This window comes from Sphingomonas sp. DMC8, from assembly GCF_056314185.1.
Window position 1 is genome coordinate 480,475 of record NZ_JBQUYV010000002.1, and the last position, 16,170, is coordinate 496,644.

Sequence of the window (16,170 nt, forward strand, 5' to 3'; positions counted from 1 at the left end):
ATGATACCCGGACTGAAGGCCGTCGTGTTCGACTGGGCCGGCACGATGATCGATTTTGGTAGCCGCGCGCCGGTGCTCGCCTTGTGCAAGCTGTTCGAAGGCGCCGGCGTGCCGGTAAGCGAAGCCGAGGCCCGCGCCGATATGGGGCGCGCCAAGCGCGATCATATTCGCGCGCTGCTCAGCCAGCCGCGCGTGGCGGATGCCTGGTCCGCCCTGCACGGCGCTCCTGCTGACGATGCGGCCATCGACGCTCTGTTCGCACAGATCGAACCGATGATGCGCGAGGCTGCCCGCGAATGCGCGGTGCTGATCCCCGGCGCGGCGGAGGTGGCGCAGGGTCTGAAGGCCGCCGGGGTGCGGATCGGCTCCTGCACCGGCTATACCCGCGACATGATGGTCGACATCCTGCCGCGCGCTGCGGAACAGGGCTATGCGCCCGATATGCTCGTCTGCGCAGGCGACACCGCCGAGGGGCGGCCGTCGCCGCTGATGTTGTGGAAGAACCTCGTCGAACTGGGCGCCTGGCCCGCGACCGCCTGCGTCAAGGTGGACGATGCCGAGGTTGGCATCGCCGAGGGGCGCAGCGCTGGGGTATGGACCGTCGGTGTCGCGGCGAGCGGCAATGCGGTTGGCCTGTCGCTGGCGGACTATACCGCGCTACCGGAAGCCGAGCGCGCCGAGCGCGTTGCCGCAGCGCGCGCGCGTCTGGAAGCAGCGGGTGCCCATATCGTCATCGACAGCGTCGCCGACCTGCCGGCTGCGCTGGCGCAGTTGCCTATCGGCTAGTCTCTACAGCGTTGCTTCGATCGCGCGGGCAGCCTGGTCGGGATCGGCCGCCTGCGTGATCGGGCGGCCGATGACGAGGATCGAGGCGCCCGCGTCGATAGCCTTGCGCGGTGTCACCACGCGCTTCTGGTCGCCGACACCTGCTTCTGCCGGGCGTACGCCGGGAACGACGAAGAACCCGTCCTTCCACGCGGCATGGGCAGCCTTCACTTCCTCGCCCGAGCAGACGATGCCGTCGACACCGGCTGAGCGGGCAAGTTCGGCGAGGCGGACGACCTGCTCGTGGGGATCGGGCTTCAGGCCGATCGAGGCCATGTCGCTGCCGTCCAGGCTGGTCAGCATCGTCACCGCCACCACCTTGGTGCCTTCCGGCGCGGCAGCCTTGGCGTCTTCCAGCATCGCCCGGCCACCGGCGGCGTGTACGGTCAGGATCGCCGGGTTGAGCGGCCGCAGCGCCTGGATCGCCTTGGCGACCGTATTCGGGATGTCGTGGAATTTCAGGTCGAGGAAGATCGGCAGGCCGATCTCGGCCATTTCGTGCACGCCGTGGCGCCCATTGGCCATGAAGAACTCAAGGCCGAGCTTGATGCCGCCGACATGGTTGCGGACCTTCTGCGCCAGCGCCTTCGCGCGTTCTAGTTCGGGCGTATCGAGCGCGACATAGATGCGGCCGCTCATGCCTTGGCCTCGTCTGCGAGCGGAAGACCATCGGTGGATGGGTTGTCCCTGCGGATAGCGGGTGCCGGCGTGATGGTGCGGAGGTCCGCCAGTGCGCGCTCCAGCCCCGCGAAGCGCTGGCGCATCCGCCAGCGCAGCGTCTGATACGCGACCAGCATCGGCAGGAACCCGGCCAGGAACACCAGCACCAGCAGGAGCGGCAGGCTCACATCGGCGATCAGTCCGCCCGAGAGCTGGATGCTGACGCGCTCGTCGCCATTATAGATCACGAAGGCCGTGAAAAGCCCCCCGATCAGGAGCCAGAACAGCACCTTCAGAAACCGCATTCCATCCCTTCCCGCATTGCCTTGGACCGACATTGTAGGCCGGGAGGCCCCGCTTTGCCAGCCTCACCCGATTTCGGCGCGCAGTTCGGCGAACAGGGCGGGGATGGCGGTCAGCACCGGCTCTTCCTGATCGAGGATTGCGCGAAAGGCTTCCCGCTTGATCGCGGCGATGCGCTCCTCGGGCGGCCGGTCGGCGGGATCGACGGTCGAGAGCACAATGTCGATCAGCCGGTCCGCGCCGTGAAGCCGCCCCCACAGATAGTCATTCTCGCGATAGGCGCGGCTGAAAAAGGCACCGAAATTGTTGAACTGCACGCCTTTCAGCGTCGCCGCCGCACCGCCCTTGCGGATCGCGGAGGCATCGTCCGGGGCGATGCGATCGACGCGGATCGGGTCGAATTCGTCCATCCCTTCGCCCTGCAGCAGCGGCAATGTCGCAATGTCGAAAAAGGGAAAACCCAGATAGGCGAGCAGCATCGGGCGACGCAGATCCTTGCTCAGTACACTGAACCCGGCGGAAAGCCGCGTGTCCGTATCTGCATCCAGCGTCCGCAGCCGCATGCGCTGCGCGAGCAAGTCGAGTATCGGCCCGGCATCGCCGCTTAGCCCGCGTGCCGTCTCGCGGAGATCGGCAAACGTGTCGGTACGCTTCAGTTCCAGATAGGCGGCAAGCGAATCGTATATGGCATCGCGCATCGGGCGCAGCGGCGCCGTCGACTCCGCCACTTCCAGCTCCGCCAGTCTCCGCGCCAGAAAGCGCAGGCGGCGAACACGGAAGCCGAGATCATGGCTGCGCAGGAAGTCCAGCGCCTCGGGTGCTGCGCCATTGGGCAGGGCCGCCCCGAACCGGTCGCCTCCGCGCGCCCGCACGCTGCGGCCGATCGTCTCGCGCAGGGTGTGAAGATGTTCGGGCGGCTGCCCCCGGGCGAGGCCGTGAAGCAGCCGGGCGGTGCGTTCGATCGCGCCGTCGACCTTCAGCAGGGCATAGGCGGTATGGCCATACCCCGCCCGGTTCGCGGCCGCGACCTGCGCGCGCCGCCGCCAGGTCGAAAGCCGTTTGGGCGTCGGATAGTCGAGCCACAGCGTATAACCGAATAGCGACTCGACCTGGCTTTCAACTTCGGCGCGGATCTCAGCGATGATTCCCAGCATGCGCTCGATCCGCGCCGATCGCTCGGCAATCGCTTCGAGATTGTCGCGGATCGGCTGATGGCGCGGCAGTTCCGATAATGCGCCGAGGATGGTGCTGAAAAAGCCGGGCCGCTCCTGGGCCTTGCCATAGAAGTCGAAGCGGAAGCCGGGCACCGGATCGATGAACACAAAACGGCGATCGACCTGCCGCCGCGCCGGCCGCTCGCGCAGCGCCTCCATCGCCGGGCGGAACGGGGCGTTGGCGAGCACCGATCCGTCTATGAGCACGGCATGCTCCGCGCGGTTTTCGGCCCACTGCCGGGGCAGGGCGCGTTCCAGAAACGCATCGCGGCCGGGCCAGGGTCGCCCGCGCTCGGCCAGCAGCGTGTCGATTTCCTCGACCGTGACCGGCGGGAAGGCGCCGGGGAAACTCGACGTAGCCCGCGCAGCGAACGCCAGTTCGGCGGGGTCGGCCAGCGGCCTGTTTATATCGCCATGGTCGGTGAAACCGAACACCAGCCGATGCTCATTCTCCATGACCTGCGGCGGCGAGTTGAGCCGCAACGGCTCGGGATGGCCGCGGAAATCGGTCGCGGTCACGAACAGGTCTAGCGGTTGGCCGGGCGGCAATAGTCGCTGGTCGACGGGGCCGCTTGCCATCGCATCGAAGGCATCGAGCAGCGTGCCGAGCAGTTGCTGGCCGCCAAAGGGAGGCTCGAACCAGCGCGAACGGACGAAGCGCTCCAGCTTGCCGCGCACTTCCTCGCGGGCGCCGGGCTCGACGGTTTCGTCGATGGTCTGGGCGCGATTGGCGACCATCCACGCAATGGGCGTGGCCCAGATCTTGGCCAGTCGGTGCGACGGCGCCTGCGTCGGTGCCAGCAGTGCTTCGACATCGGCATAGTCGAGCCACATGCGTGTCAGCGGATCGAGTGACTGGCCGGTGGAGATCGCCTGGGCTAGAAACACGGCGTTGATCCCGCCGGCGCTGGCGCCCGACAGTATGTCGACAAGGACGCGCAGGTTGATGCCGGTCGTCTCGTGAATTTCCTCGATCAGCCGCCGGTACACGTCCTGCGGGCCGTTGCCGTCTCGGACGGCGCAGCTCGCACGGGCAAGATGCCAGACTTCCTTGGTGATGCCGTGCATGTAAACGGCAAGGCTGATCCCGCCATAGCAGACCAGCGCGAGACGCAGTTCCTTTTCGTGCCGCTCCGCCATCAACGCGGCCGCAGTTTTGCCCAGACGGGCAGGTGGTCGGACGCGGTGCGGGCGGCAAGACTGTGGTGAACACCGGCAGCGACGATGTCCAGATCGGGAGACGCCATAATGCGGTCCAGCCGCGCCATCGGCCGGCGCGCGTGAAAGCTTTTGCCGGTTTCAGCAAAGGCGAAATGCGCCGCGAAATCGCGCAGACAACCCGAATGGGCGCTCCATTCGTTGAGGTCGCCCATCATCACCGTCGGCAGCGGCGGGACGGCGGCGGAAAGATGGGTGAGGATCGCATGGGCCTGCCGCCGCCGCCACAGGCCGGACAGGTCGAGATGCATCCCCAGCACGCGCATCGCAACGCCGTTCACGCGCAGGTCCGCCATCACAGCCCCGCGCGGTTCGAGCGTAGGCAGATGGAGCGCTGAACAGCCAAGGATTTCGGCCTCCTTTCGCACGAGCAGCGCATTGCCGTGCCATCCCATCGATCGGGCCCGCATGTTGAGCGGCACCGGTTTCCACGGGCTGTGCTCGGCAAGAAGGGCCTGCGTCAGCACCGCTTCGCGCCGGCCGAACCGGCGATCCGCTTCCTGCAGTGCGATTACGTCTGCATCGATTTCGAGCAGCACTTCCAGCGTGCGCTCGGGGCGTCGGCGGCGGTCCGTGCCGATCGCCTTGCGCATATTGTAACTGGCTACCGTAATCATCTGCTTGCCTTATCGGGTCCGCGGGGCGGCTTCGGCAAGGGGGTCAGTATCTGCCCTCACCCCGTGCGCGCTGCCCTTCGGCTTCGCGCGCGGCGGCGAGCAGGCTGTTGCCCGTGGCAATCGCCGCCTCGGGCGTCATGGCGATGGCCACGCCGTCCGGGCCATCGAGCAGCACCAGTCCCTGCTCGGCGCTGGCGACGCCGCCTTCGCGCTCGGGCTTCAGCGGCGAGTCCTCCGGGTGCATGGCTGCGTCTCCTCCCGCAAAGCGCTTATGTCGCGCAGGTTGAGCGGCAAGAAACGCCCTAGTCGCAGCAAATTTCCGCAGGATTCAGGCCAAAGTCGCAATCCATTCGGCCAGCACATGCGGGTACAGGCGATGTTCTTCTTTCAGCACGCGGGCGGCGAGCGCATCGGCCGTGTCGCCCGGCTCGATCGCCACCCGCGCCTGACCCAGAACTGCACCGCCATCCAGCTCTTCGGTCACGACATGGACGGACGCGCCGGCCTCCGCATCACCGGCGGCGATGGCGCGAGCGTGCGTATCGAGCCCCTTGTATTTCGGTAGCAGCGAGGGATGGATGTTGACGATGCGGTCGCGCCAGTTGGCGACGAACGCATCGGAAAGCAGGCGCATATAGCCCGCGAGCGCGATCGCTTCGACGCCCGCCTCGCGCAGGGCCGCGTCGATCTTCGCCTCATAGTCTGCCTTGGGCATGCCCTTTGGCGACTGGGCAAAGGTCGGCACGCCGCGTTCGGCGGCCCAGGCGAGACCTGCCGCTTCGGGCTTGTCGCTGGCGACCAATGCTACGGTGTACGGACAATCGGGTGCAGCAGCGGCCTCGACCAGTGCCGCCATGTTCGATCCGCGCCCTGAAATGAGAATGCCGAGCTTCTTCTTGTTCACATTCCCCTCCCGCTTGCGGGAGGGGTTAGGGGAGGGGCCGCCATTAAAAAGGAAGACATGGCCGAGCGCCCAGTCGTTCCCCCGACCCCTCCCGCAAGCGGGAGGGGAGCGCAGTTGGTTGGCGTTGCGCATTCACCCATGATGGGTGGCGCTCCAGTCGCTGCGCGCGCTCCAGACTTCGTCCGCCCCGAACACGGTACAACCGCGTTCGCCGGCTTCGACAGTACCGATGGTGAAGACGGTTTCACCCGCTTCGGCGAGCGAGGCAGCGACCGCCTCGGCCTGATCTGGCGCGACCGCCGCGACCATGCCGATGCCGCAGTTGAAGGTGCGGGCCATTTCCTCGGGCTCGATATTCCCTTGTGCCTGCAGGAACGCCATCAGGCGTGGCAGCGGCCAGGCGCCGGCATCGATGCGGGCATGGCATCCTGCCGGCAGCACGCGGGGGACGTTTTCGAGCAACCCGCCGCCGGTGATGTGGGCAAGGCCGCGAATCGTGCCCTTGCGCAGTTCCGGCAACAGGCTGGCGACATAAATGCGGGTGGGCGCCATCAGCGCGTCGATGAGCAGCCGGTCCTGATCGAACAGGGCAGGGCGGTCGAGCTTCCAGCCCTTGTCGGCAGCGAGTCGCCGGACGAGCGAGAAGCCGTTCGAATGCACGCCCGTCGAAGCCAGGCCGAGGAGCACGTCGCCCGGCTGGATTGCCTTGCCGTCGAGCAACCGGTCGCGTTCTACCGCGCCGACGCAGAAGCCTGCCAGGTCGTAATCGCCAGCGGCGTACATGCCCGGCATTTCTGCGGTCTCGCCCCCGATCAGTGCGCAGCCCGCCTGACGACAGCCTTCCGCGATCGAGGCGATCACGCGCTCGGCAACGGCATTGTCGAGCTTGCCGCTGGCATAATAATCGAGGAAAAACAGCGGCTCCGCGCCCTGGACGATCAGATCGTTGGCGCACATCGCGACGAGGTCGATGCCGACGCCGTCATGATGGTTGTGCTCGATCGCCAGCTTCAGCTTGGTGCCGACGCCGTCATTCGCGGCGACCAGCAGCGGATCGGTAAAGCCGGCTGCCTTCAAATCGAAGATGCCGCCAAATCCGCCCAGATCGGCGTCTGCGCCGGCGCGCCGGGTGGAACGGGCAAGCGGGCCGATCGCGCGCACCAGCGCATTGCCTGCTGCAATCGAAACGCCCGCCTGGGCATAGGTGTAGGGGCCGTCGCCCGCTTTCGTGTCGCTCATGAAAGAAGCGCCTAGCCACAACGCGCTTGGATTTCCACGCCCGGTTCGCCAAAAGGGCGCCCACATGCAGTTTCGCCGCCGTCCCCTCGCCATTTTTGCTGCTTCTGCGCTCGCGCTTGCCGGTGCAGGGGTGGTGATGGCTGAATCGCAGGGTGGCGGGCCGGCCGCGCCCGCCGACGCGGTGAACAGCTTTGAAGTGCCCGGTGTGCAGGTCGACGTCTCCGGGAAAGATGCGGATATTGCGCGGCAGGGTGGCTGGCGTCTCGCGCAGCGCAAGGGCTGGGACATGCTCTCGCGAAAGCTGACCGGCCAACCCGGTAGCTTGCCCGATTCGGTGCTCGATTCGATTGTCACCGGCATCGTGGTGGAGCGGGAGCAGGTTGGCCCTTCGCGCTATATCGGGCGGCTTGGTGTTCTGTTCGATCGGGCCAAGGCAGGATCGATTCTGGGCGTTTCGATCGCCGTGACCCATTCGCCGCCGATGCTGCTGGTGCCGTTGCAGATTTCGGCCGGTACCGCACAGGTGTTTGAGCGCGAGACGGCCTGGGCGCGCGCGTGGAATCGGTTCCGCGCGGGTGGCAGCACGATCGATTACGTCCGCCTGCGCGGCACCGGACCCGATTCGCTCCTGGTCAATGCGGGGCAGACGCTGCGCCGCGGCCGCAACTGGTGGCGGACCATCCTCGACCAATATGGCGCCAACGATGTGCTGGTCGCCGAAGTGCAGTTGCGGCGCGAATATCCGGGCGGTCCGGTGGTGGGCACGTTCGCCGCCAGCCACGGGCCGGACCGGCTGCCGGTTGCGCGATTCGCGCTGCGAATCGACAATGGTGACGCGATCGACGCGCTGCTCGACGCGGGCGTCCAGCGGATCGACCAGGCCTATCAGGCCGCCTTGGCAAGCGGGCAGCTGCGCACGGACTCGGTGTTGTCTGCCCGTCCGCCGCTCGCACAGCCGGCGGTTGCAGAGGAGGAAGGGGACGACAGCGTCGATACCCCGTCTCCCACGCCTTCGGCTTCGTCGCTTGCAACGATCAGCGTCCAGTTCGAAACGCCCAATGCCGGGGCGGTAACGGCATCCGAGGCAGCGATTCGCGGCGTGCCCGGTGTGCGCACCGCCAATACTACCAGCCTTGCGCTGGGCGGGATCAGCGTGATGCGCGTCACCTTCGACGGATCGCAGGCCAGCCTGCGCGCCTCGCTAGAGGCGCGTGGGTGGAGCGTGCAGGAAGGCCCTGGCGTGCTCCGCGTCCGACGGGGAGGTGGGGCAGCTTCGCCGCAGGCATCGGGAATGCCCCGCACCGGCGCCACGCCGCGGCCCTCACCCAGCCCACGCGACCAATGACGCAGCTCCGCCTGCCGCTCGGTTTGCCGGAAGCGTGCGAGACGGAGTTCCTGATCAGCGACTCGAACGCCCGCGCCGTCCATCAGCTTGAACATTGGGGTACCTGGCCGGTGCTCGCGGCCGTGCTGGTCGGTCCGCGGAAGTCCGGGCGGAGCCTGCTCGCGAGGATCTTCGCCGCGAAAAGCGGTGCGACGATCATCGACGATGCCGAGCGCGTGAAAGAGGCCGACATCTTCCATGCCTGGAACCGGGCGCAGTCGGAACATAAGCCGTTGCTGATCGTCGCCGATGCCGCGCCGCCGGCATGGGCGGTACGGCTGCCCGACCTGCGTTCTCGCCTCGCCGCCTCGCCGTTGCTGGAGATAGGGCCGCCGGACGATGCGCTGATCCCGCAATTGCTCGACCGGGCCTTTGCACGGCATCTGCTCCATGCCTCGCCCGCGGTGATCGCCTGGATCGCGAAGCGGATCGAGCGCAGCCATGTCGCCATCCTGCGGGTGGCCGACCTATTAGAGACCGAGACCGATGGCCGTTTGTCGCTGCCGGTCGTGCGATCTACACTCAAGGCTGCAAGCCTTTTGACGCATTCCGACGATAGCGAGAGCGAATGACCGATTCTGCCACCGCCGCCATTGCCGCCGTCGCGCCCGCCGCCGACGCCGGTCCCCGCTATTTCAATCGCGAACTCTCCTGGCTCGCCTTCAACCGTCGGGTGATGGAGGAGGCGTGCAACCCCGCCCATCCGCTGCTCGAAAGGCTGCGCTTTCTTTCCATTTCGGGCAGCAATTTCGACGAATTCTTCATGGTGCGTGTCGCCGGGCTGATGGGCCAGCAGCTCCAGAATATCGATACGCGCTCGGCGGACGGCCTCACGCCTGCCCAGCAGCTGTCTGCGATTTCCGCCGAAGCCGCGACGCTGGCCGACGAGCAGCAGGCGGTTTGGGTCGACATCCGCGCCCAGCTCGCGCTCGCCGACATCTTCGTACTCGAAGCCGATGCGATCACCGGCGAGACCGAGGCGTGGCTGGAATCGCATTTCCGCGAACAGATTTTCCCGATCCTGACGCCGCAGGCGCTCGACCCGGCCCACCCGTTCCCGTTCATCCCCAACCAGGGATCGAGCGTGATCTTCAACCTTGTCCGCAAGTCCGACCGCGAGCCGATCCAGGAACTGGTGATGCTGCCGACGACGATGAAGCGGTTCGTGCGCCTGCCCGGCAGCCCTGCCCGCTATGTCGCGATCGAAACCCTGATCAAGCACTTCTCCGGCCTGCTTTTCCCCGGGTACGAGATGCTGGGGGCCGCCACCTTCCGCGTGCTTCGCGACAGCGACATCGAGATCGAGGAAGAGGCGGAGGATCTGGTGTTGACCTTCCGCTCGGCGATCAAGCGTCGCCGTCGCGGCCGCGTGATCCGCCTGGAGATGGAAGAGGGGATCGCGCCCGATCTCGAAGCCATTCTGAAGGAAGAACTGGGCGGCAGCGAGGCGCTGCTTACCGAAACCGGCGGCTTTCTCGGCGTCGGAGACCTGTCGCTGCTGGTCGACGAGGACCGGCCCGACCTGAAGTTCACGCCCTTCTCCGCGCGCTTTCCCGAACGCATCCGTGAATATGGTGGCGACTGTTTCGCCGCCATCCGCGCCAAGGACATCATCGTCCACCACCCCTATGAAACGTTCGACGTGGTGCTCAGCTTCCTGCAGCAGGCGGCCGCCGACCCGGACGTGGTGGCGATCAAGCAGACGCTTTATCGCGCCGGCAAGCAGCCTGCGGTTATCAACGCGCTGATCGCGGCGGCCGAGGCAGGCAAGTCGGTAACGGCCGTGGTCGAACTGAAGGCGCGGTTCGACGAAGAGCAAAATCTGTACTGGGCGACCGCACTGGAGCGCGCCGGCGTCCAGGTGGTCTATGGCTTTATCGACTGGAAGACGCACGCCAAGGTGTCGATGGTCGTGCGGCGCGAAGGCAATGGCTATCGCACCTACTGCCATTTCGGCACGGGCAATTACCACCCGATCACGGCGCGTATCTATACCGACTTGAGCTTCTTCACGGCCGATCCGCGGCTGGGCCGCGACGCCGCGCAGCTGTTCAACTACGTCACCGGCTATGTCGAGCCCCAGCATCTCGAGCTGCTTGGCATCTCGCCGCGCGACCTGCGCAACCGGCTGGGTGGCCTGATCGACGAGGAAATCGCCCATGCCCGCGCGGGTGAGCCGGCGACGATCTGGGCCAAGATGAACTCGCTTGTCGATCCGGCGATCATCGAGAAGCTGTACGAGGCGAGCGGCGCCGGCGTGCATATCGAGCTGGTGGTGCGCGGCATCTGCTGCCTGCGCCCCGGCGTGCCGGGCATGAGCGAGAATATCCGGGTCAAGTCGATCGTCGGCCGCTTCCTGGAGCACAGCCGCATCTGGGTGTTCGGCAACGGCAAGGCACTGCCGAACGACGGCGCGAAGGTGTTCATTTCCTCGGCCGACTGGATGCAGCGCAACTTCGACCGTCGCGTCGAGTTCATGTTGCCGATCCTCAATAAGACCGTGCACGATCAGGTGCTCGATCAGGTGATGGTGGCGAACCTGCTGGACAATGAGCAAAGCTGGCTGCTCGCGCCCGATGGCCATTATGACCGCGTCGAGCCGGGCGAAGATGGGGAATTCAACCTGCATCGCTATTTCATGACCAACCCCTCGCTGTCGGGTCGCGGCGCCGCCCTTGGGTCGCGCAAGCCGGTTCCCAAGCTGTCGCCGCGCAAGCGCCGGGCCGCCATGGCGAAGGGCGATTGAGCCGGGTGACGACGATGTTGTTCCGCAAGCCGCGCGCGGAGGCAGCCTCTGCCCGCCCGCGCACGGCGATCATCGATATCGGGTCCAATTCCGTCCGGCTGGTTGTTTATGAGGGCCCGGCGCGGCTGCCGGCCATCTTGTTCAACGAGAAAGTGATGGCCGGGCTGGGCCGGGGGCTGGCCGAAACGGGCGCCATCGATGCGGCGGCGCTGGCCACTGCGCGGGCGGCGCTGGCGCGTTTCGCGCTGCTCGCCCGCGAAATGCAGGTCAGCGAGCTGCGTACCGTCGCGACGGCGGCGGTGCGGGACGCGACGAACGGCGGCGAACTGATCGCGGCCGCGGAAGCGTTGGATCTCGAGGTCGAGCTTCTATCGGGTGAAGAAGAGGCGACCGCATCGGGCATGGGGGTGCTGTCGGGCATTCCCGATGCCGATGGTATCGTGGGCGATCTGGGCGGCGGCAGTCTGGAGCTGGTGCGCGTGGTTGCGGGCACGGTGACCGACCGCGTTTCCTTCCCGCTGGGCGTGCTACGTCTGGGTGCGATCCGTGCGCGTGGAAAGACCGCGCTCGACCGCGAGGTAGCCCGGCTGATCGAGGCGGCTGGCTGGAGGGGGCGGGGGAAGGGGTTGCCCTTCTATCTGGTGGGTGGTTCCTGGCGGTCGCTGGCCAAGCTGGACATGCACCTGTCCGGATACCCGCTGCCGATCGTTCACCAATATTCGCTCGCTATCGATCGGGTGGCCGAACTGGGTCGCCATGTCGAAGGTGCGACCAAGGCCGATCTGCGCACCGTTCCGGACCTGTCGAGCGCGCGCATTCCGACGCTGGCCGACGCGGCGGCGGTGCTGGTGGCGGTTGGCAAGCAACTGGGCAGCGCCGGGGCCATCGTCTCTGCATACGGCTTGCGTGAGGGATTGCTGTTTCAGCGCCTTTCGGCAGCACAGCGTCGGCAGGACCCGCTGATCGTTGCCGCGCGCGAGGAAGGGCAGCGGCTCGGGCGGTTTCCTGAACATGGCGATCTGCTGGATGCCTGGCTGGCACCGCTGTTCCACGACAGCCCCGAATGGGCGCGGTTGCGGCATACGGCATGCCTGCTGGCCGATGTGGGCTGGCGCGCAAATCCGGAGTTCCGGGCTGAACGCGGCATGGAGATCGGGCTGCACGGCAACTGGGTCGGCATCGACGCAGCCGGACGGGCGATGGTGGCGCAGGCGCTCTACACCTCGCTGGGCGGTGCGCTCGACACGCCGGTGCCGCTGACCAGGCTGGCCTCACTCGAGGCGCTGGCCGAGGCCAAGCGCTGGGGCCTCGCGATGCGGCTGGGGCAGCGCCTGAGCGGAGGCGTTGCTGCGCCGCTCAAACGCTCGCGCCTGCGGCTTGAGGAAAACGCGTTGGTGCTGAGCGTCGCTGATGGCGACGAGCCGCTGTACGGCGAAGCAGTCGAAAAGCGCCACCGGGCGCTCGCGGCCGCGATGGGGCGCGAACCGGTGCTGGAGACGTAAGCGCTATTCCCCTCCCGCTTGCGGGAGGGGTTAGGGGAGGGGCTGATCCCCCTCAGCGCTTCTTCCACGTCGATCCCTCCCCCGGCCCCTCCCGCAAGCGGGAGCGGAGTAGGTGGGAAGTTTGTGGGGAAGGCTCACCCGCAACGCGCGTCGGTGATTTTCCCGCCCGCATCGACATGCAGGTTCAGCCGGTCGGGCCGGAAGTCCATCGTCACGGCGGAGCCGGGTTCCACCCAGCGCACGCGCTTGGCGCCGGAATGCTGCATCGCCTCCGCTTCAATCGCAGCGGAACGCGGCTTGCCCTTGAGGTACAGCACCCGGTTGGCGTCGCACTCGATTCCCGGTGGCAGCGGCTTGACCTTCGCAGGCGCGCAGCCAGCCAGGACACCGGCTACGACGAGCAGCGCCACGCCCCGGATCATGCCGGCTCCTCGGTGCGGCTCATCTTGAGCTTGCCGTTGCGTACGGCAAAGGCGAGCTGTCCTTCTACCAGCGCCAGCGCGTCGCGGCCGAACTGTTCGTAGCGCCAGCCTTCCAGAATCGGCAGGTCCTTGCGCACGCCCGCTGCCAGCGCTTCCAGATCCTCGGAGCGGGCGAGCAGCCGCGCGGCCACGTTGATTTCCTTGGCGCGGATCTTGAGCAGCAGCTTCAGCAGATCGGCAACCAGCGCGCCGTCCTTGCCCAGCGCGGGCTTGCGCTCCTCGCGGCCGGGCATTTCGCTGGCCGGCATCGGCTTCGATTCCGCCACCGCCTCCATGAGCCGACCGCCGATGTCGTTGCCTGCCCAGGCGGCAGAAAGACCGCGTACCTTGGCGAGATCGGCCTGTTTGCGCGGCGGATTGGCGGCGAGATCGGCGAGCGTCTCGTCCTTCATAATCCGCCCGCGTGGCAGATCCTTGCCCTGCGCTTCCAGCTCGCGCCAGCGCGCCAGTGCCTTCAATCGGCCCAGCACCTCCGGCTTGCGGCTGTTGATGCGCACACGCTGCCAGACCTGGTCGGGGTCGTTGCGGTAATTTTCGGGATTGCTGATCCGCTCCATTTCCTGGTCGAGCCAGGCGCCGCGGCCACTTCTGCGCAGCTTGTCGAGCATCTTCGGAAAGATCTTTGACAGATGCGTCACGTCGGCGATCGCATAATCGATCTGCCGCTTGTCGAGCGGCCGGCGCGCCCAATCGGTGAAGCGCGCGCCCTTGTCGACGGTGATGCCCAGATAGGCGTCGACCAGATTCGAATAGCCGACCTGCTCGCCCTGGCCGAGGGCCATGGCCGCCACCTGCGTATCGAACATCGGATGCGGCGTCTTGCCGGTCAGGTTGTAGACGATCTCGATGTCCTGGCCGCCGGCGTGGAAGACCTTCAGCACCTCCTCATTGTCGACCAGCAGGTCGAGCAGGGGGCCAAGGTCGAGATCGGGCGCCTTGGGGTCGATCGCCGCGGCCTCCTTGTCGTTCGCCACCTGGATCAGGCAGAGTTCGGGCCAGTAGCTGTTTTCGCGCATGAATTCGGTGTCGACCGTGACGTAGTCGGATTGCGCGAGGCGGGAGCAGAGATCGGCGAGAGTAGCGCTGTCTTCGATCAGACCATGAATATGCATCCGAAGCCCATATACCGGTCTTCGGGTTGACAAAAGTGGGGTGTGACCGGAATGCGCCCTCCACGAGTTACAAATCGAGAAGTCGAGGAACATGCACGCCTATCGCACCCACAACTGCGCCCAGCTTCGCACCGCCGATGTCGGGCAGACGGTCCGCCTGTCGGGCTGGGTGCACCGCAAGCGCGACCATGGCGACCTGGTGTTCGTCGATCTGCGCGACCATTATGGCATCACCCAGATCGTCACCGACGTCAGCGGCCCGGCCTTTGCCGCAATCGAGTCGCTGCGTTCCGAATCCGTCATCACCGTCACCGGTACGGTGGTCGCGCGCGACGCAAGCGTAGTGAACCCCAACCTGCCGACCGGCGAGATCGAGGTCCGTGCGGCCGAAGTGACCGTGCAGTCGGCCGCCGCCGATTTGCCGATGCCGGTATTCGGCGACCAGGAATATCCGGAAGAGATCCGCCTGCGGAACCGCTATTTGGATCTGCGTCGCGAGAAGGTTCACAAGAACATCGTGTTGCGTTCGAACGTGATCGCGTCGCTGCGCCGCCGGATGATCGACCAAGGCTTCACCGAGTTCCAGACGCCGATTCTGACCGCATCGAGCCCCGAGGGCGCGCGCGACTATCTGGTTCCCAGCCGCGTCCACCCGGGCAAGTTCTACGCGCTGCCGCAGGCGCCGCAGATGTTCAAGCAGCTGCTGATGGTCGCCGGCTTCGACCGCTATTTCCAGATCGCGCCCTGCTTCCGCGACGAGGACGCGCGCGCCGACCGGTCCCCAGGCGAATTCTACCAGCTCGATTTCGAAATGAGCTTTGTCACGCAAGACGATGTTTTTGCAGCGATCGAGCCGGTGCTGCACGGCGTGTTTGAAGAGTTTGCAGACTGGGAAGGCATGGGCCGCAGCGTGTCGGCGCTGCCGTTCAAGCGCATTCCGTACCGGGAGTCGATGCTCAAGTACGGCAACGACAAGCCGGACCTGCGCAACCCGCTGGTAATCACGGACGTGTCGGACTTCTTCAAGGGCTCAGGCTTTGGTCGGTTCGCCTCGATCGTCGAGGGCGGGGATGTCGTTCGCGCCATCCCGGCACCGGGCACCCACGAGAAGAGCCGCAAGTTCTTTGACGACATGAACAGCTGGGCACAGTCGGAAGGCTTCCCCGGTCTCGGCTATGCGACGCAGAAGGATGGCGTATTCGGCGGTCCGATCGCCAACAACCATGGCCAGGACGGCATGAAGGCAATTGCCGCGGCGATGGGCCTTGGCCCGAACGACGGCATCTTCTTCGCCGCGGGCAAGGAAGCGCAGGCGGCGAAGCTCGCCGGCCTCGCCCGTACCCGCGTTGCCGACCAGCTCGAGCTGATCGACAAGAAGCGCTTCGAGTTCTGCTGGATCGTCGACTTCCCGATGTTCGAATATGACGAGGACGCGAAGAAGGTCGATTTCAGCCACAACCCCTTCTCGATGCCGCAGGGCGAGCTGGAAGCGCTGGAGACGAAGGATCCGCTCGACATCCTCGCTTATCAGTACGACATTGTATGCAACGGTATCGAGCTGTCTTCGGGCGCGATCCGGAACCACAAGCCCGAGATCATGTACAAGGCGTTCGAGATCGCCGGCTATACCCGCGAGGATGTCGACACGAACTTTGCGGGCATGATCAATGCCTTCAAGTTCGGCGCACCGCCGCACGGCGGCTCGGCCCCGGGCGTCGACCGCATCGTGATGCTGCTCGCCGACGAACCGAACATTCGCGAGGTTATCGCCTTCCCGATGACGCAGAAGGCCGAAGACCTGATGATGGGCGCACCGTCGATCGTCAGCGACAAGCAGCTCAAGGAACTGCACATCCGCCTCGCACCGGGTGTAGATCCGAAGGCGAACTGAGGCGAACGGGCGCGGCGGCCCCTTGCCAAGCCGCCGCGCCCCGCCTTTGATGTCGCCGCAGGAAGGCAGGCGG

15 protein-coding genes are annotated in these 16,170 nt (G+C 66.3%); 6 read left to right on the plus strand and 9 right to left on the minus strand.

Annotated features, from left to right (window positions below; all coding sequences use genetic code 11):
- Positions 1–786, plus strand: a complete 786-nt coding sequence (gene phnX, locus ACT53K_RS06255) for a phosphonoacetaldehyde hydrolase (RefSeq protein WP_476227711.1) — start codon at positions 1–3, stop codon at positions 784–786.
- A 3-nt stretch (positions 787–789) separates the two neighbouring features.
- On the opposite strand, the gene pyrF is transcribed toward phnX, so the two are convergent.
- The 7 genes from pyrF to purM all read right to left on the minus strand — a co-directional run bounded on the left by pyrF (position 790) and on the right by purM (position 6,980).
- Positions 790–1,464 (minus strand): orotidine-5'-phosphate decarboxylase, encoded by a 675-nt coding sequence (gene pyrF / locus ACT53K_RS06260; protein ID WP_476227712.1) that lies wholly within the window; start codon positions 1,462–1,464, stop codon positions 790–792.
- Complete coding sequence (locus ACT53K_RS06265; RefSeq protein ID WP_476227713.1) at positions 1,461–1,790, minus strand: LapA family protein; 330 nt, start codon at positions 1,788–1,790, stop codon at positions 1,461–1,463. The genes pyrF and ACT53K_RS06265 overlap by 4 nt, the downstream gene beginning before the upstream one ends.
- Positions 1,791–1,853: 63 nt before the next feature.
- Positions 1,854–4,142, minus strand: coding sequence for a patatin-like protein (locus tag ACT53K_RS06270; RefSeq protein ID WP_476227714.1), 2,289 nt, complete (start codon positions 4,140–4,142; stop codon positions 1,854–1,856).
- Entirely contained in the window at positions 4,142–4,837 is a 696-nt protein-coding gene (locus ACT53K_RS06275; protein ID WP_476227715.1) for an endonuclease/exonuclease/phosphatase family protein, read from the minus strand. Before ACT53K_RS06275 ends, ACT53K_RS06270 begins: the two co-directional genes overlap by 1 nt.
- 43 nt (positions 4,838–4,880) lie before the next feature.
- Positions 4,881–5,081 (minus strand): hypothetical protein, encoded by a 201-nt coding sequence (locus ACT53K_RS06280; RefSeq protein ID WP_476227716.1) that lies wholly within the window; start codon positions 5,079–5,081, stop codon positions 4,881–4,883.
- A gap of 84 nt (positions 5,082–5,165) precedes the next feature.
- Positions 5,166–5,741, minus strand: a complete 576-nt coding sequence (gene purN, locus ACT53K_RS06285) for a phosphoribosylglycinamide formyltransferase (RefSeq protein ID WP_476227717.1) — start codon at positions 5,739–5,741, stop codon at positions 5,166–5,168.
- A gap of 132 nt (positions 5,742–5,873) precedes the next feature.
- Positions 5,874–6,980, minus strand: a complete 1,107-nt coding sequence (gene purM / locus ACT53K_RS06290; protein WP_476227718.1) for a phosphoribosylformylglycinamidine cyclo-ligase — start codon at positions 6,978–6,980, stop codon at positions 5,874–5,876.
- Positions 6,981–7,044: 64 nt separating this feature from the next.
- Between purM and ACT53K_RS06295 the strand changes: the two genes are divergently transcribed.
- Genes ACT53K_RS06295 through ACT53K_RS06310 form a run of 4 tightly spaced genes read left to right on the plus strand, consistent with a single transcriptional unit; the run spans position 7,045 to position 12,612 of the window.
- Positions 7,045–8,325, plus strand: coding sequence for a heavy-metal-associated domain-containing protein (locus ACT53K_RS06295; RefSeq protein ID WP_476227719.1), 1,281 nt, complete (start codon positions 7,045–7,047; stop codon positions 8,323–8,325).
- Complete coding sequence (locus ACT53K_RS06300; protein WP_476227720.1) at positions 8,322–8,936, plus strand: P-loop NTPase family protein; 615 nt, start codon at positions 8,322–8,324, stop codon at positions 8,934–8,936. The genes ACT53K_RS06295 and ACT53K_RS06300 overlap by 4 nt, the downstream gene beginning before the upstream one ends.
- Positions 8,933–11,110: an RNA degradosome polyphosphate kinase gene (locus tag ACT53K_RS06305; RefSeq protein ID WP_476227721.1), complete on the plus strand. Its 2,178-nt coding sequence runs from the start codon at positions 8,933–8,935 to the stop codon at positions 11,108–11,110. The genes ACT53K_RS06300 and ACT53K_RS06305 overlap by 4 nt, the downstream gene beginning before the upstream one ends.
- A 14-nt stretch (positions 11,111–11,124) precedes the next feature.
- Positions 11,125–12,612, plus strand: coding sequence for a Ppx/GppA phosphatase family protein (locus tag ACT53K_RS06310; RefSeq protein ID WP_476227987.1), 1,488 nt, complete (start codon positions 11,125–11,127; stop codon positions 12,610–12,612).
- A gap of 134 nt (positions 12,613–12,746) precedes the next feature.
- On the opposite strand, the gene ACT53K_RS06315 is transcribed toward ACT53K_RS06310, so the two are convergent.
- Both ACT53K_RS06315 and rnd read right to left on the minus strand, forming a co-directional pair.
- The gene (locus tag ACT53K_RS06315) at positions 12,747–13,034 is read right to left on the minus strand and encodes an I78 family peptidase inhibitor (protein WP_476227722.1); all 288 of its coding nucleotides are present in this window, start codon (positions 13,032–13,034) and stop codon (positions 12,747–12,749) included.
- Positions 13,031–14,206: a ribonuclease D gene (gene rnd / locus ACT53K_RS06320; RefSeq protein ID WP_476227723.1), complete on the minus strand. Its 1,176-nt coding sequence runs from the start codon at positions 14,204–14,206 to the stop codon at positions 13,031–13,033. Before rnd ends, ACT53K_RS06315 begins: the two co-directional genes overlap by 4 nt.
- 91 nt (positions 14,207–14,297) lie before the next feature.
- Here rnd and aspS point away from each other — a divergent pair, with 91 nt between their 5' ends.
- Positions 14,298–16,097, plus strand: coding sequence for an aspartate--tRNA ligase (aspS, locus tag ACT53K_RS06325; protein WP_476227724.1), 1,800 nt, complete (start codon positions 14,298–14,300; stop codon positions 16,095–16,097).
- The last annotated feature ends 73 nt before the right edge of the window (positions 16,098–16,170 follow it).